Source organism: Roseateles sp. P1_C6 (assembly GCF_056406315.1).
Genome location: NZ_JBFUAK010000009.1, coordinates 147,031 through 172,531 on the forward strand (window position 1 = coordinate 147,031; position 25,501 = coordinate 172,531).

Annotated in this window: 20 protein-coding genes; 9 read left to right on the forward strand and 11 right to left on the reverse strand. The window is 70.1% G+C overall.

Annotation, left to right across the window (positions count from 1 at the left end):
• Positions 1-12: 12 nt before the first annotated feature.
• From AC1D29_RS20345 to AC1D29_RS20370, 6 genes are all read left to right on the forward strand, one after another.
• Positions 13-1,179, forward strand: a complete 1,167-nt coding sequence (locus AC1D29_RS20345; protein ID WP_477900788.1) for a response regulator — start codon at positions 13-15, stop codon at positions 1,177-1,179.
• 12 nt (positions 1,180-1,191) lie between these two features.
• The gene (locus AC1D29_RS20350; protein ID WP_477900790.1) at positions 1,192-2,427 is read left to right on the forward strand and encodes a transporter substrate-binding protein; all 1,236 of its coding nucleotides are present in this window, start codon (positions 1,192-1,194) and stop codon (positions 2,425-2,427) included.
• Complete coding sequence (locus tag AC1D29_RS20355) at positions 2,424-6,188, forward strand: response regulator (protein ID WP_477900792.1); 3,765 nt, start codon at positions 2,424-2,426, stop codon at positions 6,186-6,188. Before AC1D29_RS20350 ends, AC1D29_RS20355 begins: the two co-directional genes overlap by 4 nt.
• Positions 6,189-6,294: 106 nt before the next feature.
• Positions 6,295-6,555 carry a FeoA family protein gene (locus tag AC1D29_RS20360; RefSeq protein ID WP_477900794.1) on the forward strand — a complete coding sequence of 87 codons (261 nt, stop codon included), beginning with the start codon at positions 6,295-6,297 and terminating at the stop codon, positions 6,553-6,555.
• Positions 6,548-8,422, forward strand: coding sequence for a ferrous iron transporter B (gene feoB / locus AC1D29_RS20365; protein WP_477900796.1), 1,875 nt, complete (start codon positions 6,548-6,550; stop codon positions 8,420-8,422). Before AC1D29_RS20360 ends, feoB begins: the two co-directional genes overlap by 8 nt.
• A 79-nt stretch (positions 8,423-8,501) precedes the next feature.
• On the forward strand, positions 8,502-9,962 hold the full coding sequence (locus tag AC1D29_RS20370; RefSeq protein WP_477900798.1) for a GGDEF domain-containing protein: 1,461 nt from the start codon (positions 8,502-8,504) through the stop codon (positions 9,960-9,962).
• 21 nt (positions 9,963-9,983) lie between these two features.
• On the opposite strand, the gene AC1D29_RS20375 is transcribed toward AC1D29_RS20370, so the two are convergent.
• From AC1D29_RS20375 to AC1D29_RS20385, 3 genes are read right to left on the reverse strand one after another with little or no spacing between them, the layout of a single operon-like run.
• On the reverse strand, positions 9,984-10,928 hold the full coding sequence (locus tag AC1D29_RS20375; RefSeq protein WP_477900800.1) for a peptidylprolyl isomerase: 945 nt from the start codon (positions 10,926-10,928) through the stop codon (positions 9,984-9,986).
• 49 nt (positions 10,929-10,977) lie between these two features.
• A complete protein-coding gene (locus tag AC1D29_RS20380) occupies positions 10,978-11,868 on the reverse strand; it encodes a hypothetical protein (RefSeq protein WP_477900802.1) in 891 nt (296 codons plus the stop codon).
• Positions 11,847-12,824: a family 43 glycosylhydrolase gene (locus AC1D29_RS20385; protein ID WP_477900804.1), complete on the reverse strand. Its 978-nt coding sequence runs from the start codon at positions 12,822-12,824 to the stop codon at positions 11,847-11,849. Before AC1D29_RS20385 ends, AC1D29_RS20380 begins: the two co-directional genes overlap by 22 nt.
• A 238-nt stretch (positions 12,825-13,062) precedes the next feature.
• Between AC1D29_RS20385 and dnaE the strand changes: the two genes are divergently transcribed.
• Together dnaE and AC1D29_RS20395 are read left to right on the forward strand one after the other, a co-directional pair.
• Positions 13,063-16,620 (forward strand): DNA polymerase III subunit alpha, encoded by a 3,558-nt coding sequence (gene dnaE / locus AC1D29_RS20390; RefSeq protein ID WP_477900806.1) that lies wholly within the window; start codon positions 13,063-13,065, stop codon positions 16,618-16,620.
• A 40-nt stretch (positions 16,621-16,660) separates the two neighbouring features.
• Complete coding sequence (locus tag AC1D29_RS20395) at positions 16,661-17,950, forward strand: patatin-like phospholipase family protein (protein WP_477900808.1); 1,290 nt, start codon at positions 16,661-16,663, stop codon at positions 17,948-17,950.
• Here the strand turns inward: AC1D29_RS20395 and AC1D29_RS20400 are convergent.
• Both AC1D29_RS20400 and AC1D29_RS20405 read right to left on the reverse strand, forming a co-directional pair.
• Entirely contained in the window at positions 17,924-18,199 is a 276-nt protein-coding gene (locus AC1D29_RS20400; RefSeq protein WP_477900810.1) for a ComEA family DNA-binding protein, read from the reverse strand. The genes AC1D29_RS20395 and AC1D29_RS20400 overlap by 27 nt on opposite strands.
• A 2-nt stretch (positions 18,200-18,201) precedes the next feature.
• On the reverse strand, positions 18,202-19,944 hold the full coding sequence (locus tag AC1D29_RS20405) for an ABC transporter transmembrane domain-containing protein (RefSeq protein ID WP_477900812.1): 1,743 nt from the start codon (positions 19,942-19,944) through the stop codon (positions 18,202-18,204).
• Between the two features lie 33 nt (positions 19,945-19,977).
• Here AC1D29_RS20405 and AC1D29_RS20410 point away from each other — a divergent pair, with 33 nt between their 5' ends.
• Positions 19,978-21,105, forward strand: a complete 1,128-nt coding sequence (locus AC1D29_RS20410; RefSeq protein WP_477900814.1) for a glycosyltransferase — start codon at positions 19,978-19,980, stop codon at positions 21,103-21,105.
• Here the strand turns inward: AC1D29_RS20410 and AC1D29_RS20415 are convergent.
• Genes AC1D29_RS20415 through AC1D29_RS20440 form a run of 6 tightly spaced genes read right to left on the reverse strand, consistent with a single transcriptional unit; the run spans position 21,056 to position 25,449 of the window.
• A complete protein-coding gene (locus AC1D29_RS20415) occupies positions 21,056-22,012 on the reverse strand; it encodes a glycosyltransferase family 2 protein (RefSeq protein ID WP_477900816.1) in 957 nt (318 codons plus the stop codon). The two genes, AC1D29_RS20410 and AC1D29_RS20415, sit on opposite strands and share 50 nt — an antisense overlap.
• The gene (locus tag AC1D29_RS20420) at positions 22,009-22,965 is read right to left on the reverse strand and encodes a glycosyltransferase family 32 protein (protein WP_477900818.1); all 957 of its coding nucleotides are present in this window, start codon (positions 22,963-22,965) and stop codon (positions 22,009-22,011) included. Before AC1D29_RS20420 ends, AC1D29_RS20415 begins: the two co-directional genes overlap by 4 nt.
• Positions 22,962-23,708, reverse strand: a complete 747-nt coding sequence (locus AC1D29_RS20425; protein ID WP_477900820.1) for a glycosyltransferase — start codon at positions 23,706-23,708, stop codon at positions 22,962-22,964. Before AC1D29_RS20425 ends, AC1D29_RS20420 begins: the two co-directional genes overlap by 4 nt.
• Positions 23,692-24,834 carry a lipopolysaccharide assembly protein LapB gene (gene lapB / locus AC1D29_RS20430; protein WP_477900822.1) on the reverse strand — a complete coding sequence of 381 codons (1,143 nt, stop codon included), beginning with the start codon at positions 24,832-24,834 and terminating at the stop codon, positions 23,692-23,694. Before lapB ends, AC1D29_RS20425 begins: the two co-directional genes overlap by 17 nt.
• On the reverse strand, positions 24,824-25,123 hold the full coding sequence (locus AC1D29_RS20435) for a LapA family protein (RefSeq protein WP_477900824.1): 300 nt from the start codon (positions 25,121-25,123) through the stop codon (positions 24,824-24,826). Before AC1D29_RS20435 ends, lapB begins: the two co-directional genes overlap by 11 nt.
• A 26-nt stretch (positions 25,124-25,149) precedes the next feature.
• Positions 25,150-25,449 carry an integration host factor subunit beta gene (locus AC1D29_RS20440; protein WP_422014555.1) on the reverse strand — a complete coding sequence of 100 codons (300 nt, stop codon included), beginning with the start codon at positions 25,447-25,449 and terminating at the stop codon, positions 25,150-25,152.
• Positions 25,450-25,501 lie beyond the last annotated feature (52 nt).

A 25,501-nucleotide genomic window follows, 5' to 3' on the forward strand; every position in this document is an offset into this window, starting at 1 on the left:
TTCTGGGCCGCCATGCCGCTCATCCTCGTTGTCGACGACCAGCCCAGCAACATCCATGCGCTCTACCAGTTGCTGGTGGATGAATGCGAGGTGTCGATGGCGACCAGCGGGACCGAGGCGCTGAGCTTTTGCGCTCAGCAGCTGCCTGACCTGATCCTGCTCGACGTGCTGATGCCCGAAATGAGCGGATACGAGGTCTGCGACCGGCTCAAGGCCGACCCGCGCACACGCGCCGTCCCCGTCATCTTCGTCACCGTGCAGGGCAGCTCCGCCGACGAGGCCGCCGGCTTCGCCCATGGCGCCGTCGACTACATCCCCAAGCCCTTCGTCGACGTCGTCGTGAAGGCGCGGGTGCGCACCCAACTGGCGCTCAAGCTGGCGTCGGAGAGCTTCGCGCGCTCGCAGATCGAACTCTTCCAGCGCGACAAGCTGGCGTCAGTCGGCCGCACCATTGCCGGCATCGCGCAGGAGCTGTCGTCGCCGCTGGGCAACGCGCTGATCTCAGCCTGCACGCTGCAGGACGACCTGACGCACCTGCGTGGCCTGTCACAGACGGGCAACATCAAGCGCAGCGACCTCGACAAGCATCTGCGCGTCAGCGAGGAGAGCGTGGGCCTGGTGTTGTCCAACCTGCAGCGCACGCTGTCCATCGTCGACTCCTTCCTGCAGTCCACGGCCGACAACTTCGGTGACCAGCGCCGCAGCTTCTCGCTGCTGGAGCTGGTGCACGAGGTCGTGGCCGGCCTGGCCGGGGCGCTGGAAGCGCACCAGGTGCGCTGCGAGCTGGACGCGGGCGATGACCTGCACCTGCTGAGCTTTCGCGGCGCGCTGGCCAAGGTGCTGTCGACGCTGATCCAGAACGCCGTCAAGCATGCCTACCGCGAGGCGGGCGGCGAGGTCCACATCCGCTTGCGGCCGCTGGGCGTGGACCAGCTGGTCATCACCGTGCAAGACCATGGCGTGGGCATCCCGCCGGGCATGCTGGGCCGCGTGTTCGACCCCTTCTTCTCGACACGCTTCGGCTCCAACCGCAGCGAGCCCGGCCTGTACATCGTGCGCAACCTCGTCACCTTCGCGCTGGGCGGGCAGATCCAGGTCGAGTCCACGGCCGGTCTGGGCACGACGGTGCGGCTGACACTGCCGATGATTTCGCCCGAGGCGCGGCGCGTGGTGGGCTGAGGCGCGGCCGCGATGCGGGTCAGGCTCGCACTGCTTGTCGGCCTGATCATGCTGTTGATGGCAGGGGCCGGCCTGGCCTACCTGTTCAAGCGCGCGTCTGCGCCGGACGCCAGCCAGCCCATCGTCATCGGCCAGCTGCAGGCGCTGAGCGGCTCGATGGTGACCAGCGAGGCGCCGCTCGCCGCCGCGGCGCGGCTGGCCGTCGAGGAGATCAACGCCGCCGGCGGGCTGCTGGGCCGGCGTGTCGAGCTGAGGATCGAGGACACGCGCGCCACGCCCGCCATCGCCGCCGCGGCGGCCGAGAAGCTCATCACCGGCCAGCACGCGGTGGCGCTGTTCGGCTGCTGGACGACGGCCTGCCGCGACGCCGTGCGGCCGGTCGTCGAGCGGCACAAACATCTGCTCTTCTATCCCATGTCCTACGAGGGCATGGAGCAGTCGCCCCACATCATCTACACCGGCGCGACGCCCAACCAGCAGGTGCTGCCGGCGACCGACTGGGCCATGCACGGCTTTGGCCGGCGCGTCTACCTGGTCGGCACGGACGGCCCCTATCCGCACCGCGTGCATGAGATGTTGCACGACTTCATCGCCCTGGGCGGTGGCCGCGTGATCGGCGAGCGCTACGTGCCGCTGGGCTCGGCCGAGGTGGGCGAGGCCGTCGCCGACATCCGCCAGCTGCAGCCCGACTTCGTGCTCAGCACGCTGGGCGGCAGCAGCAACGCCGCCTTTTTCGACGCGCTCGTGGCCGCCGGGCTGACCGATCTGCCGCTGCTGTCCTTTGGCGCCAGCGAGCCCGAAATGCGCGCCTTCGGCGGCGGCCGGCTGGACCGCCACTTCGCGGCCTGGAGCTATCTGCAGTCGCTGGCCGCGGCCGACAACGCGGCCTTCCTGGCCAAGCTGCGCCGTTCCCAGGGCGAGGCGGCCCAGGCCAGCGACCCGGCCGTGTCGGTCTATGTCGCCGTGCAGCTGTGGGCCGCCGCCGTGCGCGAACTCGGCAGCCCGCAGACCGAAGTCGTCAATGCCAATGTGCTGCAGCAGACCGTGCCCGCGCCGCACGGCTTCGTTGCGGTGGACGCACAGACGCGGCATGTCTGGCGCCAGCTGCGCATCGCCCAGGTCAGGCCCGACGGGTCGCTCCACGAGGTCTATGCGCTGCCGCGTTACATCAAGCCGGCGCCCTGGCCGGCCTTCCGCTCGGTGGAGCACTGGGACGGCGCCATGCAGCGGGCGAAGGCGGTGCGATGAGCGGGCCGGCGCGGATGGAATCGACGCGGCCGGCCTGGCGGGTCGGGCCGGCGCTGCTGCTGGGCTTCGCGCTGCTGTCGATGCTGCCGCTGGGCGGGGTCGGGCTGTGGCAGCTCTCGAGTTTCGAACGCAGCCTGCACGAGACGGTCACGGAGGGGCTGGTCGCGATCGCGCGCAAGAAGGTCCATGAGATCGACGAGTACATCAACGAGGTCGACGTCGACGCCCGCCTGGTCGCGCAGTCGACCAACTCGCGCGAACTGCTCGAACAGCGCGGCGATGCGGTCGCCACGCGTGTGCCCGACGCCAGCCGCGTGTTCTATGAGCGGCTGTACGACGGCGGCAAGTACCTGAACCTGCTGCTGGTGCAGCCGGACGGCCGCATCAGCTTCGCGATGAAGGCGCCGGAGGGCTCCAGCCTGGAGCTGGCTCGGTTGGACGGCGGCATGTTCGAGGGCAGCGGCGTGCTGGCCGCCCATCGCCGCGCGATCGGCCAGCTCGACCCGCAGCTGACGCCGGCGCTGCGCCTGCGCGGGAACGGCCCGCCGACGCTGTTCTACGTGCACCCCGTCGTCGATGGCGACCGCGTCCTGGGCAGCATCGTGTTGCAGCTGGACCTGAACCGTCTGCTGCGTGTTGCCACCGAGCGATCCGGGCTGGCGCTGAGTGGCGAGACGGTGCTGGTGCAGCGCGACGGCGATCGCGCGGTGTTTGTCAACGAGCTCAGGCGACAACCGGCTGCCGTGCTCAGCCTCGGCCAGCCGCTGGACGCCGCCGGCTACGTGCCGCCGGCGTTGCGCGGTCTGCGTGGCGAGAGCGGCAGCGGGCTGGCGCGCGACTACGCCGGCGTCGAGGTGCTCGCCTCCTGGAGCCACCTGCCGTCGCTGGACTGGGGCATCGCGGTCAACCTGGAAGCGGCGGAGGCGTTCGCGCCGGCCCGTGCGCTGCGCGACCGCCTGCTGATGGCGCTGGGCCTGGCGCTGCTGATGGCGCTGGGCCTGGCATTGCTGCTGGGGCGGCGCCTCGTCGAGCCCGTCAAGCTGCTGAGCGGCGCCGTGGCACGCATCGCCGACGGCAACCTGCAGGAGCGCGCGCCGGTCTGTGGCTTCACCGAGTTCCGCGAGCTGGCGCACAACTTCAACCGCATGACCGAGCAGCTCGTCGTCGAGAAGCAGTTGCTGGAGGCGCGCGTGGAGCAGCGCACCCGCGCGCTCAACGACAGCGAGCAGCGCTTTCGCGGCGTGTTCGAGCGCGCCCAGGTGGGCATCGCGCTGTGCGACGCGAACGGCGTCATCCTGGACGTGAACCAGGCGCTGACGGCCATGCTGTGCCGCGAGGCCGACGAGCTGCGCTCGGCCAAGCTGGCCGACCTGCCGGACTTCCGGCCGGGGCGCCTGCTGGGCGGTGAGCTGGGCCGCCTGGCGGCCGGGCGGCTGGCGCATGTGCGCTTCGAGCGTGGCTTTGCGCTGCCGGGCGGCGGCGAGCTGTTTGTCGACGGCAGCGCCAGCGCCATCCGCGACCGGCGCGGCCGCCTCGTCAACGTCGTGCAGATGCTGATCGACGTGACGGAGCGCCACCGGGCCGAGATCGAGCTGGTGCGCGCCCGCGTCGCCGCCGAGGCGGCCAGCCAGGCCAAGAGCGACTTCCTGGCCAACATGAGCCACGAGATCCGCACGCCCATGAGTGGCGCGCTGGGCATGCTCAACCTGCTGCTGCGCACGGACCTCACGCCGCGCCAGCACGACTACGCGAGCAAGGCCCGAACGGCCGCGCAGGCGTTGCTGGCCGTCATCAACGATGTGCTGGACTTCTCCAAGGTCGAGGCCGGCAAGATGGAGCTGGACCCCTACCGTTTCGAGCTCAGCGATTTCATGCGCGAGCTGGCCGTCATCCTGTCGGCCAACGTGGGCCACAAGGACATCGAGGTGCTGTTCCGGCTCGACCCGCGCCTGCCCGCGGCGCTGGTCGGCGACGCGACGCGGCTGCGCCAGGTGCTGCTGAACCTGGCCGGCAATGCCTTGAAGTTCACCGAGCACGGCGAGGTCGTGCTGGCGCTGACGCTGCTGGGCGAGGACGCGGGCCAGGCGCGCATTCGCTTCGAGGTCATGGACACCGGCATCGGCATCGCCGCGGCCAAGCTGGAGCACATCTTTGCCGGCTTCAGCCAGGCCGAGCAGTCGACGTCGCGGCGCTACGGTGGCACCGGCCTGGGCCTGGCCATCAGCCGCCGACTGGTGGCGCTGATGGGCGGCGAACTGCGCGTGGACAGCCGCGTGGGCGAGGGCAGCCGCTTCCACTTCGAGCTGGCGCTGCCCGAGGCACCGGCGGAGAGTGCCGGCCTGACGCCCACCCGACCCGGCCTCAAGGTCCTCATCGTCGACGACAACCCGATGGCCCGCGAGGTGCTGCAAGGCATGGGCGAAAGCCTGGGCTGGGACTGCGACATGGCCTCCAGCGGCGAGCAGGCCTTGGCCCTGGTGCACCTGGCCGCCGAGCGCGGCGAGCCGCATTACGAGCTGATCCTGATGGACTGGCGCATGCCGGGGCTCGACGGCTGGGAGACGTCGCGGCGCATCCGCGACAGCCACGAGTCCGACGCGCCCGTCATCATCATGGTGACCGCCCATGGCCGCGAGCTGCTGGCCGAGCGCAGCGAGCATGAGATCCAGAGCCTGGGCGGCTACCTCGTCAAGCCGGTCACGGCGTCCATGCTGCAGGACGTGGTGGCCGAGGCCACGCGCGGCGAGCCACGCAGCGGGCGGGCCGAGGGCGGCGAGCCGCGCCTGACGGGCATGCGCCTGCTGGTGGTCGAGGACAACGGCTTCAACCAGCAGGTCGCGCAGGAGCTGCTGGAGGGCGAGGGCGCCATCGTCACGCTGGCCGGCGGCGGCGTGGAGGGGGCCCACCTGGCCCTGGTCACCGAGCCGGCCTTCGACGCCATCCTGATGGACTTGCAGATGCCCGACATCGACGGCTTCGAGGCGACGCAGCGCATCCTCAAGCGCCGCCCCGACAGCCTCATCATCGCGATGACGGCCAATGCGATGGACGCCGACCGCCAGGCCTGCCTAGCCGCCGGCATGCGCGACCACGTCGCCAAGCCGGTGGACTTGCCGCAGCTCGTGGCCTGCCTGCGCCGCCACGTGGGCCATGTCGAAGCCCGGCCCGCGTGGGCGCCCGAGCTGGCGGCCGGGCAGCAGCTGCCGCTGCTGGACCGCGAGGCCGCGCTGCAGCGGCTGGGCGGCCGCCAGGCCTTGTATGACCGACTGATCACGTCCTTCAGCGAGGACGTGCCGACCGAGATGGACGCGCTGCGCCGCCACTTGCGCCAGAACAGTGTCGGCGACGCGGTGCGCGTGCTGCACACGCTGCGTGGCCTGGCCGGCGCGGTCGGCGCCAATGCGCTGGCGGCCCTGGCCGGCGCGCAAGAGCAGGCCGTGCGCGGGCAGGGCGTGCAGGCGGCCGACGTGCCCGTCTTGCAGCGGCTGCTGGACGACAGCCTTGCCGCGCTGGCGCCCGTGGCGGCGCCCGTGCAGCCCGTGGTGACCGAGGCGGTCGACCCGCTGGAGGCGCTGCGGCGGCTGCGGGTGCTGCTGGTGGAGCGCAACATGCGCTCGGTGACGGCCTGCGAGCAGTTGGCCGGGCAGGGCGAGGCACTGGGCCCCGACTTTGCCGCGTTGTCGGCCGCGGTGGCGCGGCTGGATTTCAACAAGGCGCTGAAGGCCTGCGACCTGCTGCTGGACCGCCTCAACCCGCGCTGACCCCTGGTGGCGTCAGGGCACTGCAGTTTTCGCCGGGAGAGGCGGCTGCGGACGCTTACAATGAGAATCATTCTCATCAAAGCGCGTGCCGCGCCGAGCCTCTGCCATGTCCGAGCCGCTGCTCTCCAGCCTCGCCGCCGCCCCTGCCGGGCAGGCGTTGACCGTTCTGCAGGTCAGCGCGCCGGAGCATTCGCCGGAATGGGCGTCCTGGCTGGCTGACCTGGGCTTTCTGCCGGGCGAAGCGGTGCAGGTGCTGCGCCGCGGCGCCCAGCGCACGGGCAATCTGGTCGTGCGCATCGGGCAATCGACGTTTGCGCTGCGCCATGCCGAAGCCGACTGCATCGCCGTGACGCCGCGTCATGGTTGAGTCGGTTGTCCATTTCCACCCCGGCGGCAAGCTGGTCGCGCTGGTCGGCAACCCGAACTGCGGCAAGACGGCCCTCTTCAACGGCCTGACAGGCAGCCACCAGAAGGTGGCCAACTACGCCGGCGTGACCGTCGAGCGCAAGGAAGGCCGCCTCGTGACGGCGGCGGGCAAGACGCTGCGCCTGCTGGACCTGCCCGGTACGTACAGCATGCACCCGCGCTCGCCGGACGAGCGCGTCACCTGCGATGTGCTGACCGGCCGCGCCAAGGGCGAGAAGCGGCCCGACCTGGTCATCTGCGTGCTGGACGCGACCAACCTGCGCCGCAACCTGCGCCTGCTGCTGGCCGTGCGCCGCATGGGCCTGCCGGTCGTCGTCGCGCTGAACATGGCCGACCTGGCTGCGCGGCGTGGCCTCAAGGTCGACGCGGTGTCGCTGGGCAAGGAGCTGGGCCTGCCGGTCGTGCGCACCGTGGCCATCCACCGCGAAGGCCTGGATGAGCTGCGCGCCGTGCTGGACGACGCCGAGGTCTGGCACAACGCGCAGGCCGCCCCCGCCCCGCAGGCCGCGCATGTCGACGATCACGTCACTGTGAAGGGCATGCTGCGCGCGCTGAACCTGGACCACGAGTTGCCAACGCTGCCCAGCGACCGGGTCGACCGCGTGCTGCTGCACCCGGTGGCCGGCTCGCTCATCCTGGCCGTGCTGCTCTTCCTGCTGTTCCAGGCGGTGTTCTCCTGGGCCGAGCCGCCCAAGGCGCTGATCGAGGACAGCATCGCCTGGGTCGGCACGCAGGTCAGCCAGGCGCTGCCCGACGGCTGGCTGCGCAGCCTCATCGTCGACGGCATCATTGCCGGCGCGGGCGGCGTGCTGGCTTTCCTGCCGCAGATCCTGATCCTGTTCTTCTTCATCCTGCTGCTGGAGGAGTCGGGCTATCTGCCGCGCGCCGCGCTGCTGCTGGATCGGCTGATGGGCAGCGTGGGCCTGTCCGGCCGCAGCTTCATCCCGCTGCTGTCCAGCTTTGCCTGCGCCATCCCCGGCATCATGGCCACGCGCTCCATCGCCAATCCGCGCGACCGGCTGGTCACCATCATGATCGCGCCGCTGATGACCTGCTCGGCGCGCCTGCCGGTCTACGCGTTGTTGATCGGCGCCTTCGTGCCCAACCGTGACGTGGGCGGCTTCGAGCTGCAGGGGCTGGTGCTGTTCGGCCTGTACGTCGCCGGCATCCTGGGCGCACTGGCCGTGGCCTGGCTGATGAAGCGCTTCACCAGCACGGGCCGCCATGTGCGGCCGCTGATGATGGAGCTGCCCAGCTACCACTGGCCGCATCCGCGCTCCATCGCCATCGGCCTGTGGCAGCGCGCGATGATTTTCCTGAAGCGCGTGGGCGGCATCATCCTGATCCTGACCGTCGCGCTGTGGCTGCTGTCCAGCTTCCCCGGCCCGCCGGAAGGCGCCACCGGGGCACCCATCCAGTACAGCGTCGCCGGCTGGCTGGGCGCGGGCCTGGCCAAGATCTTCGCGCCCATCGGCTTCAACTGGCAGATCAGTCTCGCGCTGGTGCCGGGCCTGGCCGCGCGCGAGGTGGCCATCAGCGCGCTGGGCACGGTCTACGCGCTGTCCGCCACCGGCGACGACGCGGCGCAGGCATTGGCGCCTTTGATCGCACAGAGCTGGAGCCTGGCGACGGCGCTGTCGCTGCTGGCCTGGTACGTGTTCGCGCCGCAATGCCTGGCGACGCTGGCCGCCGTCAAGCGCGAGACCGGCAGCTACAAGCTGCCGGCCATCATGACGGTCTATCTGTTCGGCCTGGCCTATCTGGCGTCGTTCATCACCTACCGCACGGCGCTTTGGCTGGGCGGTTAGCGCAAAAGGCGGCCTCACCTGAACCACAATCCGCGGCACAACAAGCGGCAAGGCAGAGGGCGCGATGAGAGTGGCGTGGATGGATTCCATCAGCGGGCGCACGGCGGAGATCTGCCGTGCAGCGCTTCGGGCGCTGGGCATGCGGGACTTGCCAGGCGTCGCTGAAGACACGCTCGACACCCCGGTGGATGTCCGTGTGCTGCACCTGTCGGGCCATCTTGACCCGGCGACGCTGGCACGTGAGCTGCATGCGGACGCTGCGCCCACGCTGCTGCTGGCCGCCACGGAAGTGGAAGAGGTTGCCGCGCAGCGCATGGCGCGGATGCAGGACGACGTGGCCCGCGTGGGCGATTCGCCCGAAAGCCTGATGCTTCGAATGCGCCGGCTGAAGGAACGCCAGCAAAAGAGCGTGGATGCACATCGCGCGATCGCATTCGACCCGTTGACAGGCCTGCTCAACCGCCGCAGCTACGAAGAGCATGCGCGGGCCACGCTGGAGGCGCTGGTTCCAGAGATGCATGCGGGCGCATTCATGCTGGACATCGACCATTTCAAACGCATCAACGACCGGCACGGCCACGCGGTCGGCGATCAGGTGCTCGTGGCCATGGCGAGCAGCGTCAGCGCGACGCTGGGGATGTCGACACCTGCCTTCAGACTGGGCGGCGAGGAGTTCTGCTGGATCTCCCAGGTCGGCTCGTTCGCAGAACTGGGCGCGCAGGCGGAGCGCGTGCTGACGGCCATCCGCGCCCTCGACATACCGCTGGACGGCGGAGGTTCGGTCAAGGTGACGGCCTGTATCGGCTGGACCCAGCTCACGCGGGGCATGACCACGGAGGAGGCGTTTCAGGAGGCCGACCGCGCGCTGTACGACGCCAAGGCCAAGGGGCGCGACCGCGTGCAGTCCTGGCACGACATGCACGCTCAGGCCTCCGCGGCCGACTCGGACGTGCAACTCGTCCATTTCCAGAACGTTGCCAAGATCGTCAATGAGCGCGCGACCAACCTGGTCACCTTGTTCGGCAAGGGCCTGGTCGAGAAGGCACGGCTGGCCGCCGATCAGGATCGACTGACGCAGCTGTGGAACCGGGGCTACTTCGACCGCCGGGTGGCCCGTGACATCGAGCTGTCGCAGCGTGACGGCCGGCCGCTCGCGCTGGTGATGATGGACCTGGACCATTTCGGCCAGTTCAACAAGAACCATGGCCTGCCGACGGGCGACGCGGTGCTGCGCCAGTTTTCCAGCATCGCCATGTCCCAGATCAGGGTGGTGGACTGGATGGCACGTTACGGCGGCGAGGAATTCGCACTCGTGCTCCCCGGCACGATCGAGGATGCGGTGCTGGTCGCGGAGCGCATTCGCGCGGCCGTGGAGGCTACCGAGGTCAAGCCCCCGAACGGCACCAACGTTCGCGTCACGGTGAGCATCGGCGTGGCGATGCTCGATGCGTCGATGGCGAACGCCACCGATCTGGTTCAGCGCGCCAGCGACGCGCTGCGGCGCGCGAAGCGCGACGGCCGCAACCGGGTCGCGGCGTAGCGCCTCGCAGGCTGGTCGACCTCAGGGTGCCGGCCGCGTCGGCACCGACGCGCTGCAGACCTCGATGTGCCCCGGGCTGTGCACGAACCAGCCACTGCGGAAGCGCCGCGAATCCAGCAGCTGCGTCCACGTGGCGGACTCCGTCTTCAGCACCTGCAGCGCCGGCCGCTCGGTCGCCGGCACATCGGCCAGCAGGCGGATGCGCTGGATGCCGGTGCGCTGCTCGGGCTTGTCGTAAAAGCCCATGGCCGCCGTGCCGCGCGGCAGGGCGGACAGCAGCTCCATGCCCTTGATGACGCGGCCCACGACGGTGATGTTCAGGTCCAGCCCACGCGGGGCCTGGCCGATGACGACGTAAAGCTCGGTGCCGTTGCTGGAGTCGACCGCGTCGCTGCGACCGGCGCCGACCATGCCGTAGCAGTGCGCCAGCCAGGCCTTGCCGGCCTTGGGGTCGGCGGCGACGGGAAAGCCCTGGGCGAAGCCGGTGCGTGGGGCCCAGCCGTCCACGTCGGCCAGCTTCGCAAAACCGGCGGCCTTGCCGACGTTGTCCAGCGGCACGGAGAACTCAGCAGGCAGCTTGGCGCTCACGCCGGCCGGCAGCGGCTTGGCCTTGGCGGCGTCCTCGCCATCGGGGTCGCCCCACTGGGTGACGAAGTTGTCCTGCACGCGCAGGATGGCCAGGCCGTCCCAGTAACCGCCGCGGGCCAGCGCACGGATGTTGGCGGCGTGGGCCGGCGCGAAGCGTGGCGCCAGTTCGATGATGACCTGGCCATTCCCTTGTGAGGTCACCAGTTCCATCAACAGCGTGTTGTCAGGGTCCAGCGCGCGCCAGTCGCTGGCGGGTGACGCGGCCAGGATCTGCTGGCTGGTCTTCTTCGGCGCCGGGGCCGGCGCCTTCTTCGGCGGCGCGGCGGCGGCGGTGGACAGCAGGCCGGCCAGGGCCAGCATGAGAGCGGTGTGTTTCATGGGCGGCGAGCTTAACGGCGGCCGCGCCGGCCGCCAGCCCGCGCAAACCTCAGGACGGCGGCAGGAAGCGCGCCAGCTCGCGTGCGCGCACGGCCGCGGCCAGCCGGGCGGCCAGCGCGCCGGCGTCGGCCGCTTCCTGCTCGGCGCGCGAGCCGAAGCAGCCGGCGCCACGCAGGCAGGCCAGCCAGACTTCGGGGTCGCGTTCATCGCAGGCGAGGCCGAAGTGGCAGGGCAGCAGGCGCAGCGCGGCGAGCGCCGTCGCGCGGCCGGTGTCGCTGTCGAAGCGCTGGCCGTCGAAGTACAGCGCCGGCTCGCCGTCGATGCGGCGCAGCAGCAGCCGTGCGCCCAGTTCGTCCAGCAGCAGCGGGTCGGGCCTGGCGAGCACGGCTTGCAGCAGCGCGGCGTCGTCGGCGTCCGACTGCTGCAGCGCCAGCAGCGGGTCGCCGCCGGCCTCGTCGGCGGCGATGTTGACCAGGGCCAGCCACTCGGCGTTCGCGAACTGGCCGCAGCCGGTCGTGAGCGCCGCCTGGCGCGTGACCGCGCGCTGGTGGTGGACGTCATTGGCATCGGGCGCCACGGTGACCTGCAGGCCCGCCAGATCCGCGCAACGCCGCGCCAGCGCGCGGGCGTAAAGCCGCCCGCCGTCGCTGCGCGCGGCCAGGGCCGCTTGCAGCGTCGCGCGCAGGTCGGCCTCGGGAGCCGTCAGCAGGGCCGGCAGGTTCACCGCCGGCGCCCGGGTCATGACGGCGGCCGTGGCAGCGGGGCGAGCCGGCGTAGGGCCGGCCGTCGTCCGCGCAGGTGGCGGCGCGAGCTGGGCAGTCGCGTCCGGGCGAGGCGCGTCGGCATCCGCCGCCGGCAGCCCCCACCAGGCCCAGGCCACCAGGGCGACCCCGAGCACCAGGGCCGCCGGCGGCGCGATCACCAGACCGCTTGCGGCCATCCGTCGGAGCCCCAGGTCACGTTGTTGATGAACAGCACCGGCGCGCCGTTGTTCTGCGCGTCATAGGCGTGCCAGGCCATCACCGAGCCATCGGCCAGCAGCGACTGCCCGCCCGGGCCCTTGAAGCGTGAGCCGCTGGACGCGATGACAGTGCCGCCACCGGACATCATGGCCACGCCGGCCTTGTCGGTGTACGGCCCGGTGATGGACGTAGAGCGGCCGACGACGATGTAGTAGGTGCTGTTGGCGCCCTTGCAGCAGGCACCCTTGGAAGCGAACAGGTAGTACCAGGTCGTGCCGTTGATGGCCTTCTTGACGACGAAGCCGTTCTCGATGCCGTTGGCCGAATCCTTGGCGATGTTGACGATGCCGCCGGTGGGTGGCTTCAGGTTCACCTTGCTGACCCGCGTGATGTGGATGCCGTTCCAGAACGAGCCGAACACCAGGTAGGGGTCGCCGTTGGCGGCCAGCACGAAGCTGGGGTCGATGGCGTTGTAGCCGTCACCGGACTTGGAGGTCAGGATGGCCCCCTGGTCCACCCACTGGCCCGACGAGATGCCGCCGGCGGACGTCGTCAGGCCGATGGCCGACTTCTGCGAGCCGAAGCTGGAGATGGCGTAGTAGCAGTAGCCCAGCGTGCCGTACTCGCCGCAGCCGGGCGCCCAGACCATGGCCGTCTTGTCGGCGGGCAGATAGGTCTTCCACCAGGCCAGGCCACTGCCGAAGATGGACAGGCCTTGCGTCCAGGCGTGGCCGTCGCCCGAATACTTGACGCCGATGCCGCCGTTGTCGGTCGTCTCGAACAGCCACCAGGTGGAGCTGGTCTTGTATATGTTGGGGTCGTGGGTGCCCAGCGAGCCGGTCACGGTCCAGGGCGCCGCCTGGGCCAGAGGGAGGGCGGCGGCGAGCGCGCAGCCGGCGGCCCAGCGCATCAGGCGCTTGCAAGTCAGGAACATGGTTTGTCTCCGGTGTAGCGGGCCGCCTCGTGCGGGCGGGCCTCGTCGATGGACCGGAGTCAGCGTTGGCCCCGGTCGAAATGATTAAACATGACTATTTCTGCGATGTGGCCCCGCGCTTACGCCGATTCCGGAATTTGTATCGGTTAAAAGTCTTACGTTATCGGTCCGGTGAGGCGCTCGCCTCGAACGGCGTCGGGCGAGCAGGCACGGCACGGCGGCTTCCTACAATGCCGCAATGCCCGAGACCGCCGTTCCCAGTTCCCAAGACCTGCCCTTCGTCCACCTGCGCATGCACACCGAGTTCTCGGTGGTGGACGGCACGCTGCGCACCGATGACGCCGCCGACGCGGCCGCCGCAGACGGGCAGGTGGCGGCGGCCATCACGGACCTGGCCAACCTGTTCGGCGGCATCAAGTTCTACAGCGCGATGCGCAAGAAGGGCGTGCAGCCCATCCTGGGCGCGGACTGCTGGCTGGAGACCGATGCCACCGACAAGCCGCCCACGCGGCTGCTGCTGCTGGTGCAGGACAAGCAGGGCTATCTGAACCTCAGCGAGCTGCTGTCGCGGGCGTGGATCGACAACGTGCAGCGCAACCAGGCCTGCCTGAAGTGGGAGTGGCTGACGGAGCTGGGCGGTGGGTTGATCTGCCTGTCCGGCGCGCAGCATGGCGGCCTGGGCCAGGCGTTGATGCAGGGCGACAAGGTGCGTGCCAGGGAGTGGGCGCAGCGGCTGTCCGAGGTGTTCCCGGGCCGCTTCTACATCGAGCTGCAGCGCGCCGGGCTGCCCGGCCAGGAGGCGCTGGTGCAGGCCAGCGTGCCGCTGGCCGCCGAGCTGGGCCTGCCGGTGGTGGCCACGCACCCCATCCAGTTCCTGGGCGAAGACGACTTCGAGGCGCACGAGGCGCGCGTCTGCGTGGCCGAGGGCGAGACGCTGGCCAACCCCAAGCGCATCAAGCGCTTCCTGCCCAGCCAGTACTTCAAGACGCAGGCGCAGATGCGGGAGCTGTTCAAGGACATCCCCAGCGCCATCCAGAACACGCTGGAGATCGCGCGCCGCTGCGCGCTGACGCTGGTGCTGGGCAAGCCGCAGCTGCCCAACTTCCCGACACCGTTGATGGACGACGGCACGCCGATGCCGATGGACCGCTATTTCCGCGAGCTGAGCCATGAGGGCCTGGTCGGGCGGCTCCAGCATCTGTTCCCCAACGAGGCTGAGCGCGACAAGGAACGGCCGCGCTATGTCGAGCGGCTGGAGTTCGAGCTGAACACCATCATCAAGATGGGCTTCCCGGGCTACTTCCTCATCGTGTCGGACTTCATTCGCTGGGCCAAGGAGAACGGCTGCCCCGTGGGCCCGGGCCGGGGCTCGGGCGCAGGCTCGTTGGTCGCGTACGCGTTGCTGATCACGGACCTGGACCCGCTCAAGTACAACCTGCTGTTCGAGCGCTTCCTGAACCCGGAGCGGGTGTCCATGCCCGACTTCGACATCGACTTCTGCCAGGGCAACCGCGACCGCGTCATCGACTACGTCAAGGACAAGTACGGCCGCCCGGCGGTCAGCCAGATCGCGACGTTCGGCACCATGGCCGCCAAGGCGGCGTTGCGCGACATCGGCCGTGTGCTGGGCATGGGCTTCGGCCATGTGGACAGCATCGCCAAGCTCATCCCGGCGCCGCCCGGCAAGACGGTCACGCTGGCCAAGCTGCCGCCCAACTTCGACCCCGACAAGGCCAAGATGATTTACGCGCGCCACGAGGCGCCGGAGCTGGAAGAGCGCGAGCAGAGCGACGAGGAAGTGGCCGAGCTGCTGAAGCTGGCCGCGCGCGTGGAAGGCATGGTGCGCAACATCGGCATGCACGCGGGCGGCGTGCTGATCGCGCCGGGCAAGATCACCGACTTCTGCCCGCAGTACCAGCAGCCCGGGTCGACCTCGGCGGTGAGCCAGTTCGACAAGGACGACGTGGAGGCCATCGGCCTCGTCAAGTTCGACTTCCTGGGCCTGGCCACGCTGACCATCCTGGAGCTGGCCAAGGACTTCATCGTCGCCCGCTACCCGGACCGCGCGGGCTTCGACTGGGCTAACGTGCCACTGGTCGACAAGAAGGTGTTCGACCTGTTCGGCAAAGGCTACTCCGAGAGCGTGTTCCAGTTTGAATCGCCCGGCATGCAGCGCCTGCTGAAGGACGCCAAGCCGTCGCGCTTCGAGGACTTGATCGCGCTGGTGTCGCTGTACCGGCCGGGCCCCATGGACCTGATCCCGTCGTTTGTGGCGCGCAAGCACGGCAAGGAAACGATCGAGTACCCGCACCCGCTGCTGGGCCAGGTGCTGGAGGAGACCTACGGCGTCTTCGTTTACCAGGAACAGGTGATGCAGGCGGCCCAGGTGCTGGGCGGCTACAGCCTCGGCGGCGCCGACATGCTGCGCCGCGCGATGGGCAAGAAGAAGGCCGAAGAGATGGCCATGCACCGCGAGATCTTCCGCAAGGGCGCCGCGGAGAAGGGCATTGACCAGGCCAAGGCCGACGAGGTCTTCGACTTGATGGAGAAGTTCGCGGGCTACGGCTTCAACAAGTCGCACGCCGCCGCCTACGCGCTGCTGAGCTACCACACGGCCTGGCTGAAGACGCATTACACGGCCGAGTTCTACGCCGCGAACATGACGATCGAAATGGACGACACCGACAAGCTCAAGGTGTTGCTCAACGACGCCAAGATCTTCGGCATCGAGTTCCAGGCGCCCTGCGTGAACAAGGGCGTCTACCGCTTCGAGCCCATCACCAACCGCCTCGTGAACTACGGCCTGGGCGCCGTCAAGGGCACGGGCCGTGGCGCCATCGAGGCCATCATCGCGGCGCGCGAGGCCGGTGGGCCGTTCCTCAGCTTCTACGACTTCTGCCTGCGCGTGGACCGCAAGGCCTGCAACAAGCGCGCGGTCGAGGCGCTGATCAAGGCCGGTGCCTTCGACAGCATCAACGCCGAGCGCTCCAAGCTGCTGGCCAGCGTGGGCCGCGGCTACACGCATGCCGAGACGCAGGAGGCCAACGCCGACCAGGGCGGCCTGTTCGACTTCGGTGACTCGCACGCGGCCTCGCACGTGGAGCCCGACCTGGTCGACGCGGCCGTGTGGAGCATCAAGGAGCGCCTGTCGCTGGAGAAGACGGCCATCGGCTTCTACCTGTCGGGCCATCTGTTCGATCAGAGCGGCGCGGAGGTGCGGCGCATCGTCAAGCGCCAGGTGGCCGACCTGCAGGACAGCCGCGAGCCGACGCTGGTGGCCGGCATCGTCAGCGACATGCGCGTCATCAACGGCCAGCGCGGCCGGGTGGCCATCTTCAAGATCGACGACAAGAGCGACGCCATCGAGGCCGTCGCCAACGAGGAGCTGCTGAACGCCAACAAGGAGCTGCTGGCCGAGGACGAACTCATCATTGCCCAGGGCAAGGTGCAGAACGACCGCTTCTCCGGCGGCCTGCGCATGAATGTGCAGGCGGTGTGGAGCCTGCCCGCCGCGCGCGCCAAGTTCGGCCGCCACCTGCTGCTGGGCAATGCCGGTGCGGCGGGGCTCGTGCACGAGCTGGTGCAGCGCTTCCCGCCGCGCGAGGTGGAGACGGAGGAGGGCGGCACCCGCAAGCAGGGCCTGCCGGTGCGCGTGGCCATGAAGGCCGAGCCCGAGGGCGACAAGGTGGGCGCGCGCTGGCTGGTGGAGCTGGGCGAAGCCAGCCGCTTCTGGCCCGCGGATGAAGCTTTAGCCAAATTGGGCACGGCAGCTGAGGTCATTTACGAGGCTGGATGAGGCTCGGCATCGGCGATGATTTCGCCAGATGCTGCAAGCCGTGCCCAGGCCCTCTCCCTCGCGGGACGCGGGGCTCGTCCGTCCAACCCCCGTCACAGGCCTGATCCTGACCGGCGGCGGCGCGCGTGCGGCCTACCAGGTGGGCGTGCTGGCCGCCATCGCGCAGCTGCGCCGTGACGCCGGCGCCACGCAGTCCAACCCCTTTCCCATCATCAGCGGCACGTCGGCCGGCGCGATCAACGCGTCGACGCTGGCCTGCCATGCCGATGACTTCGACGGCGCGGTCGACGGCCTCGTGCACCTCTGGCAGGGCTTGCACGTCGAGAACATCTACCGCGCCGACGCCTTCGAGGCCGTGAAAAGCGGCGCGCGCTGGCTCAGCATGCTGAGCCTGGGTTGGGCCATTGCGCGCTGGACGCGCAGCCGCCCGCGCAGCCTGCTGAACAACGCGCCACTGCGCGACCTGCTGGGCCGCTACCTGAGCATGGACCGCGTCGAGACCATGCTCGACGGCGGCCACCTGCGTGCGCTGGCGCTGACGGGCTCCAGCTACACCTCGGGCCAGCACGTCACCTTCTTCCAGACCCACCACCATGTCGTGCCCTGGCTGCGCGAGCAGCGCATGGCCGTGCAGGCGCGCCTCACGCTCGACCACCTGATGGCGTCGTCGGCCATCCCCTTCATCTTCCCGGCGGAGCAGTTGGACTTCGAAGGCCAGCCCGAGTGGTTCGGCGACGGCTCCATGCGCCAGAGCGCGCCGATCTCACCGGCCGTGCACCTGGGCGCCGAGCGCGTGCTGGTCATCGGCGCGGGCCGCATGAAGGAACCCGAAGGGCGGCGGCTGCAGGCGACGCAGGAGCACCCCAGCATGGCCCAGATCGCCGGCCATGCGCTGTCCAACATCTTCCTGGACGCGCTGGCGGTGGACGTCGAGCGGCTGCGCCGCATCAACCGCACGTTGGCGCTGCTGCCGCGCGAGACTCGGGCTGCAACGGCACTGCGGCCCATCGAGCTGCTGGTCATCGCCCCCAGCCGGCGCCTGGACGACCTGGCCGGCGAACACCAGGCCAGCCTGCCCACGTCGGTGCGCGCCATGCTGCGGGCCTTCGGCGTCAGCGGCACGGGCAACAAGACCAGCGGCTCGGCGTTGGTCAGCTATCTGCTGTTCGAGCCCAGCTTCGTCGGTGAACTGATCCACCTCGGCATGAGCGACACGCTGGCCAAGCGGGCCGAGGTGCAACGCTTTTTCGGCTGGCCGGCGCGGGCGCCGCAACTGGATCCCGCGTCACTTCGCCGCAGCCGTTCAGCCGGCTTCGCGGCCGACTGCTGAGAACGCCGCGCCGGCCACGCGCAGGCCGGCGGCAGACAGTTTGGTGGCCGTGGCGCTGCGCACGCCGGGCACGCGGCGCATCAGGTCGGCCCAGTCCTTGAACGGCCGCGCGGCCAGCAGCCGCTGCACGAGCGCGGGGCCAAGGCCGGGCAGCGATTCCAGCTCCGCGCGTGTCGCCGTGTTCGCCTCGACCTCGGCCTGCGCCGCGGCTGGCAGCGCCGCCCACAGCAGCCAGGCGCGCCGCTTCATGCTCAGTCCTCGCCGGCCTGGGCACGCACCATGGCCGCGTAGGCGCCGTCGCGCGCGATCAGCTCGGCGTGGGTGCCGGTCTCCACCAGCTTGCCGGCACCCAGCACGTGGATGGCGTCGGCGTCGCGGATCGTGGACAGCCGGTGGGCGATGACGATCAGCGTCTTGCGGCCCGACCATTGAGCCAGGGCTTGCTGCACGGCACGCTCGCTCTCGGTGTCCAGCGCCGAGGTGGCCTCGTCGAAGATCCAGATCGGCGCGTCCTTGTACAGCGCCCGCGCGATGGCCAGGCGCTGGCGCTGGCCGCCGGACAGCTTGCTGCCGTTGGCGCCGACGTGGGTGTCCACGCCCTCGGGCAGCGTCTTTGCAAAGTCCCAAAGGTGCGCCGCGCGCAGCGCCGCTTCCAGCCGCGCGTCATCACGGGGCTGCGCGTAGGCGATGTTGTTGGCCACCGAGTCGTCGAACAGCACGATGTCCTGCGAAACGACGGCGAACTGGCGGCGCAGGCTCAGCCGCGTCAGCGTCTCGACGTCGTTGCCGTCCAGCACGATGCGGCCCGCGTCCGGCCGGGCAAAGCCGAGCAGCAGGTTGATGATGGAGCTCTTGCCCGCGCCCGAAGCGCCCACCAGCGCGGTCGTGCGCCCGGCCTGGAAGACGAGGTTCAGGCCGTCGAGGGCCGGCTGAGCGGCGCCCGGGTAGGTCAGGCTGATGGCCTGCATCGCCAAGTCACCCTGCGCCGGGCCGGGCAGTTCGCGCGTGCCGCTGTCGACTTCCTTGGGCGCGTCCATCAGCTCGAAGCAGCCCTTGGCAATGACGGTGGCGCGCGTCAGCGGCGCGGCCAGGTCGGACAGGTGGCGCAGCCGCGACGTCAGCAGCAGCAGCGCAGTGACGAACTCGGCAAAGGCCTGCACGCCGGTGCCGGCGGCGCGCGCCTGCCACAGGGCCACGCAGATGATGAAGGACAGGCCCACGCTGGCGACCAGCTGCGAGATCGGCTGCGCCAGCGCGCCGGCGGTGGCCGTCTTCAGGTTGTTGCGGCGCACTTCCTGCGACACCTCGGCAAAGCGCTCGCGCTCATGGGCCGCGGCGCCGAACTGGCGCACCACGCGCCAGGCGCGCGTGATGTCGTCGACCTTGTTGACCAGCAGCAGCTGCGAGTCGTAGGAGCGCGTGGCCATCAGCCGCATGCGCTGGCTGACCTTCTTCATCACCAGAGCCATCAGCGGCGTGACGACCAGGCTGAGCAGCGTCAGCTGCCAGTTCAGATAGAACAGGTAGCCCAGCATCGCGATGGCCGGCAGGCCGTCGCGCAGCAGGCTCATGCCCACGTCGCCGACCAGCTGCAGGATCTGCTGCGGGTCGTTGACGACCTTGCTGACGGCCGTGCCCGGCTGCATGCGCGTGTAGACCTGGGCGTCCAGGCGCAGCAGCGCATTGACGAGCGCGGCGCGGAAGTCCATCACGCTGCGCGTCACCGTCCAGTTGAAGAGGTATTGGCCGGCAAAGCCGAAGATGCCGCGGATCAGGTACAGGCCGATCAGCACGATGGGGATCATGTAGATCGGGAAGGCGTCCTTCGTGAAGCCCTCGCCGAAGGCATAGCCGATCAGCTTGGGGATCATGGGCTCGGTCGCCGCCGCGCCGATGTAGGCCAGCACGGTCAGCAGCGCGCCCCAGCGGTGGGGGTAGACGAACTGGCCCAGGCGACGTGTGACGGAGGCGGGGACGTTGGTGTCAGGAGACATGGGGCGCGATTGTCTCTCCTACACTGACCGGCCATGCCGACACCGACCCCGCCCGCCGACCGCCCGAAGGTCGTGCATTTCGTGACCGGCGGGTTCTCGGGCGCGACGCAGGTGGCCGTCGATCTGTGCCTGGCGGCGCTGCACGGCGGGCCATTCGAGCCGGTGCTGGTGCTGCGGCTGAAGCGGCACACGCCGATGGCCCGCGTCGAGGCGCTGAAGGCGCGGGGGCTGACCGTGCATCTGGTGTCGGGCTGGTCGCACCTGAGGACGATTGCCGAGCTGGCCAGCCTGCTGCGCGCGTTGCAGCCGCTGGCGCTGCTGGCCCATGGCTTCCCGGAACACCTGATCGGCCGCCATGCGGGGCTGCGCGCCGCGGTGCCGGTGCTGATCCAGGTCGAGCACAACTCGCGCGAGCGCTACACGCCGTGGAGCCGCTGGCAGAGCCGGCGCCTGGCCGCCAGCAGCGCCGCGATCGTCGGCGTCAGCGAGGGCGTGCGGCAGGCGTTGCTCGCACAAGGCCTGCCCGCAGACAAGACGGTCGCGATCCCGAACGGCATCGACCTCTCGCGCTTTGCCGCGCCCGCGGTCGAGCGCGAAACGGGCCTGGTCATGTCGGCGCGCTTTGCGCGGCAAAAGGACCATGCGACGCTGCTCAAGGCGATGGCGCTGTTGGCCGCGCGGGGCCAGCGGCCGAGGCTGCAGCTCGCCGGGTCGGGCCCGTTGCTGGCCCGCCTGCGGGCCAAGGCCGCCGGCCTGGGCCTGGCAGCGCAGGTGGCCTTCCTGGGCCACCATGCCGACATGCCGGGCCTGCTGCGCTCGCAGGCCATCTATGCGCTGTCCACGCACTACGAGGGCATGCCGCTGGCCCTCGTCGAAGCGATGGCCGCGGGCTGCGCCTGCATTGCGTCCGATGTCATCGGCGTGCGCGGTGTCATCGAAGACGGCGTGACGGGCCTGCTGGTGCCCGAGGGCGATGCACCGGCGCTGGCCGACGCGATAGCCCGGCTGCTGCACGACCCGGCACTGGTGGCCCGGCTGGGCCAGGCCGCCCGCGAGCGGGCACTGGCCGAGCACAGCCTGGCGTTGATGTGCCAGCGCTACGAGGCGCTGATCACAAGCTGCGCCACCACTGCAGGCCACGCAACCAGCGTCCGCGCTTGACATAGGCGGCCAGCAACTCGCGCCGGGACAGCGGCGAGCTGCGGTCGAAGCGCGCAGCATCCAGCGCCAACCCGGCCAAGGCCTCGCCACCGAGCTGCAGCCGGCGCCGCTTCGCACGCAGCAGCGTGCGCGCGCAGAAGTGGGCGATCTCGAAGCGCGTGTCGTCCTTCAGCGGCGGCAGTTCGGCCGCCAGGCCGTCCAGCGCCCACGTCCAGTCGTCCAGCCGCTTCACGTCCAGCACCGACAACAGGCTGCCGCCGCGCTGCCGGTAGGCAATCCACACCTCGGCGACATGCAGGTGCCGCGGCGTGTGCAGCAGCAGGCGCGGGTAGACGGCCATGTCCTCGAAGACGCGGCCTTCGGGGAAGCGCAGGCTGGCGGGCCAGCAGGCGCGGCGCACGACCTTGCTCCAGGGGTGGAACTGGCCATGCACGAAGAAGCCGCGCAGGCGCTGGTCGACGTCGTTCATGACCACGCCGGCGGGGCCCTCGAAGCTGGCGATGTGGCGGTGGCGCGGCTTGACGGACTCGGTCGACGGACCGTCGTCGAAGACGCGGAAATCGCAGCTCAGCAGGTCAGGCCGGTGCTCGGCGAGCAAGGCCTTCAGGCGCGGGATGACGCCGGGCTCGACGAGATCATCGGGGTCGATGAACCACAGGTGGTCGCCGCGCGCCGCGTCCAGCAGCCGGTTGCGGGCGGCGCTGACGCCGCGGTTCTCGGGCTGGCGGATGAGCCTGGCCTGCGGCAGCGACTCGACCAGCGCGGCCGAACCGTCGGGCGACGCGTCGTCGACAAAGATCAGCTCGACGCCATCGTCCAGTTGCGGCAGCAGCGAATCCAGGCAGGCGCGCAGCCAGGGCTCCACCCGGTACATCGGGAACAGCAGGCTGAGCCAGGGCGTCGTCACGGGGTGCGGCTGATCAGCTGGGCGAGGGCGCTGAAGGGCGACACAACACCACGCCGCCAGTTGCGCTCGACGACCAAGCGGTCGCCGGCGCGCAGCTTCAGCACCGCGGGCAGCACCCGCGGACAGGGCACCAGCGCCAGGCGCGCGAAGAGGTGGCGCTTGCGCCAGCCCACGCCCGCCAGCCAGGCAAACGGCCCATCCTCGGCGCGCAGCAGCGCCATCCGGCCGATCTGCGGGTCGCGGTCCAGCAGCTCGCTGGCGGCGACATGCATCAGCAGGTAGCGCTGGAAGTCCTCGGTCAGTGCCTGCACGACGCGTGCGTGCCGGCCTTCGGCGTGCAGGCGTTGCAGCAGCGGCTCGGCGCCCTCGTCCAGCGCGCGGTCGAAGGCCGCGGCCAGCGCGACGGCGAAGCGGCCGCCGGGTACCGAGGCCATCAGCCAGTTCTCGACGATGGGCAGTTCGGGCCGCGTCGTGTAGCGGTCGATGTAGAAGCCGACGTAGTCCGCCGCACGGCGCCGGCGTGTCTCGTGCAGCCAGGCGAGGTCGCGGCTGAGCAGCATCGAGGCGTCCATCCACACGCCGCCATGGCGCGCCAGCAGCTGGATGCGCAGCCAGTCGGCCTGGCGGAAGGCGGGCATGGCATCGAAATCGGCGCGCAGCGTGGGCAGCCAGTCGGCAACGCTGCTGCGGTCCAGCACGCGCAGTTCATGGTCGGGCGCGAACCGGCGCCAGTTGTCCAGGCAGGCCTGGATGAAGGGCGGCGCCGGTGCGGTCTGCCAGTAGGTCCAGATGACCTTGGGAATGTCGTCGCTGCACGGCGGGGCGGCCTCGCCCACCGTCACCAGGCGCGTCTGCGCCGGAACGCGGGCCCGCAGCACCGTGACCAGCTCGCGCAACACGAGCGCGGTGACGACGGCCAGCAGGCCGAAAACGCCGATCTGCAGGGCCGTCATTCCCGCCAGTGGTCCGCGATCCAGCGCGCCGGCCGCGCGTGCCGCCAGTTGCCGTTGCTGCGCCCGGCCATCGCGTCGGGCGGGTTCATGACACCGTGGAAGATCAGGATGCGCGCGCCGTCGGGGATGAAGGGGTCACGCCAGTAGCTGGTGGGCCAGGCGGGGATGCAGTGGTACTTGTAGCTGGCGCACCAGGTGTCGTTCCAGTACTTCAGCTTGCCCTGGCGATGCAGCACGGCGGACAGGAAGGCCTGTTCGTTGCGGTAGTCGGACTTGGCCTTGGCCTGGTCGGCGACGAACTCGGTCAGCACATCCTGGTGGGCACCCAGCTCCCAGCGGTAGACGGACGAGTTGCCCGTCACGCGCCAGGGGCGCTTCCAGTCGTGGATGACGAGGAACTCGCCCGGCACCTCGAAGAAGGGCGTGATGTCGTCGACGATGACGACGTCCAGGTCCAGGAACAGTGCGGTGCCGCTGAGCCCGTACTCGTTGACCAGCACGGGGCTGAAGGTGGTCAGCTTCTTCCAGCCGCGCTCGGGCTCGCCGTTGGGCAGTGTCAGTTCGGGGATGGGCAGGCAGCGCACCTCGCCGCGTATGCCTTCGCTGCGGTCGGTCAGGCAGACAAAGCCGAAGTCGCCCTTGAGATGGCGGCGCACCATCGCGTACAGGCGGTTGACGTACTCGGGGCCGTACTTGGTGCCCCACTTCATGCAGACGATGGTGCGCTTAGAGTTCTTCGACATGGCGCGGAGGATAGGTGTCCCAGTTCAGGCAGCCGGGGCATTGCCAGAAGTAGTGCGCGGCCTCGAAGCCGCAGGCGGCGCAGCGGTAGCGCAGCAGCGGCTTGGTGGCCTTTTCCAGCGTCTGGATCAGCGGTGCGGCCTCGTCGGCGGGCAGCGCGGCGGCATTGAGCTTGAGCAGCTCCGTGGCGGCGGACAGCGCCGGCTGTTCGCGCAGGTGCGCCGCCAGCCGCTCGCGCCGCGGCGCGGGTTGCAGCGTGCCCAGCGCGCGCAGCAGATGCATGCTGGGTGCGCGCTGGTACTGCTCGGTCAGCAGCGCGATGGCGCGCTCGGGCTGGCCCAGCGTCTGTGCAGCCGCGGCGCAGTCGGCCGCGACCAGGTTGAAGGCCGGTGGGTTGGCGGCGAGCAGATGGGTGAACGCCGCCATCGCGGCTTCGGCTTGGCCGGCCTTCAGCAGCAGTTGGCCTTGCAGCACATAGGCGCGCGCGCCTTCGGGCTCGCGGCGTTGGGCCTGTCCCAGCAACTCCAGCGCCAGGTCGCCGTGGCCCTGGGCCTGCGCGACCAGCGCCTGCTCGCAGAGGTAATGCGCGATGCGGCCGGAGAAGGAACCGGTGCCCGCGGCTTCGAGCTCGGCGGCAACCTCGGCGGCTTTGGACCAGTCGCGCGAGCGCTCGTACAGCGACAGCAACGCCAGGCGCGCCTCGCGCTCGAACGCGGTGCCGCGCAGCTCGGCGTAGGCCGCCTCGGCGCGGTCGAACAGGCCCGCCTTGAAGAAGTCCTGCGCCAACTCGTGCTGGGCGCGGTCACGGTCGGTCTTGGGCAGGTCGCCACGGCGCAGCAGGTGCTCGTGCACCCGCACGGCGCGCTCGGTCTCGCCGCGGCGACGGAACAGGCTGCCCAGCGCGAAATGCAGCTCGGACGTGTCGGGGTCGTTCTGGACGGCTTCGATGAAGGCGTCGATGGCCTTGTCCTGCTGTTCGTTGAGCAGCAGGTTCAGGCCCTTGAAATAGGCCTTGGGGGAATCACGCTGCTCCAGCTTCCACTGCCGCGAGTCGAGCTTGGAGGCGAGCCAGCCCAGAACGAAGACGACGGGCAGGACGAACAGCAGCCAGCGCGGATCAAACTCCATCTTGGTGGGCAGCGTAGGGTGCAGCAGGCGCCTCGGGCGCCGGGATGGGGGTGCCGGGCAACGGCTCGATGCGCTGGGCCGCACGGCGGTGGCGCCACCACGCGGGCACCATCGCCAGCACGCCAAACGCGGCGCCCAGGCCGAAGGCCAGCAGCACGATGATGACCTGCGGCGCGCGCCATTCATGGCCAAAGAACCAGCGCACGACGGCGTCGTGGCTGTTGTTCAGCGCGAACGCGAACAGCGTGAAGAAGAGCAGGGCCCGCAGGAGCCAGACGAGGGTGCGCATGGCCCCGGATTCTGACTCAGGCCGCCTCAGGCGTCGGTCACCGGCAGGTGCATGTCGACGGCCTCGCGCAGCGCCTTGCCGGGCTTGAAATGAGGGGCCAGCTTCTCGGGGATCATGACCTGCTCGCCGCTGCGCGGGTTGCGGCCCACGCGGGGCGGGCGGCGGCTGATGGAGAAGCTGCCGAAGCCGCGGATCTCGATGCGGTGGCCGCGCGCGAGCGCATCGCTCATCGCGTCGAGGATGGTCTTGACGGCGAACTCGGTGTCGCGCTGGGTCAGTTGACCAAATCGTTCGGCGAGCACGGCAACGAGGTCGGAGCGGGTCATGGCAAAGCGGCTTTGTCGTTCGGAATTGAAACAGGCCCGCTGGCGAGGCCGG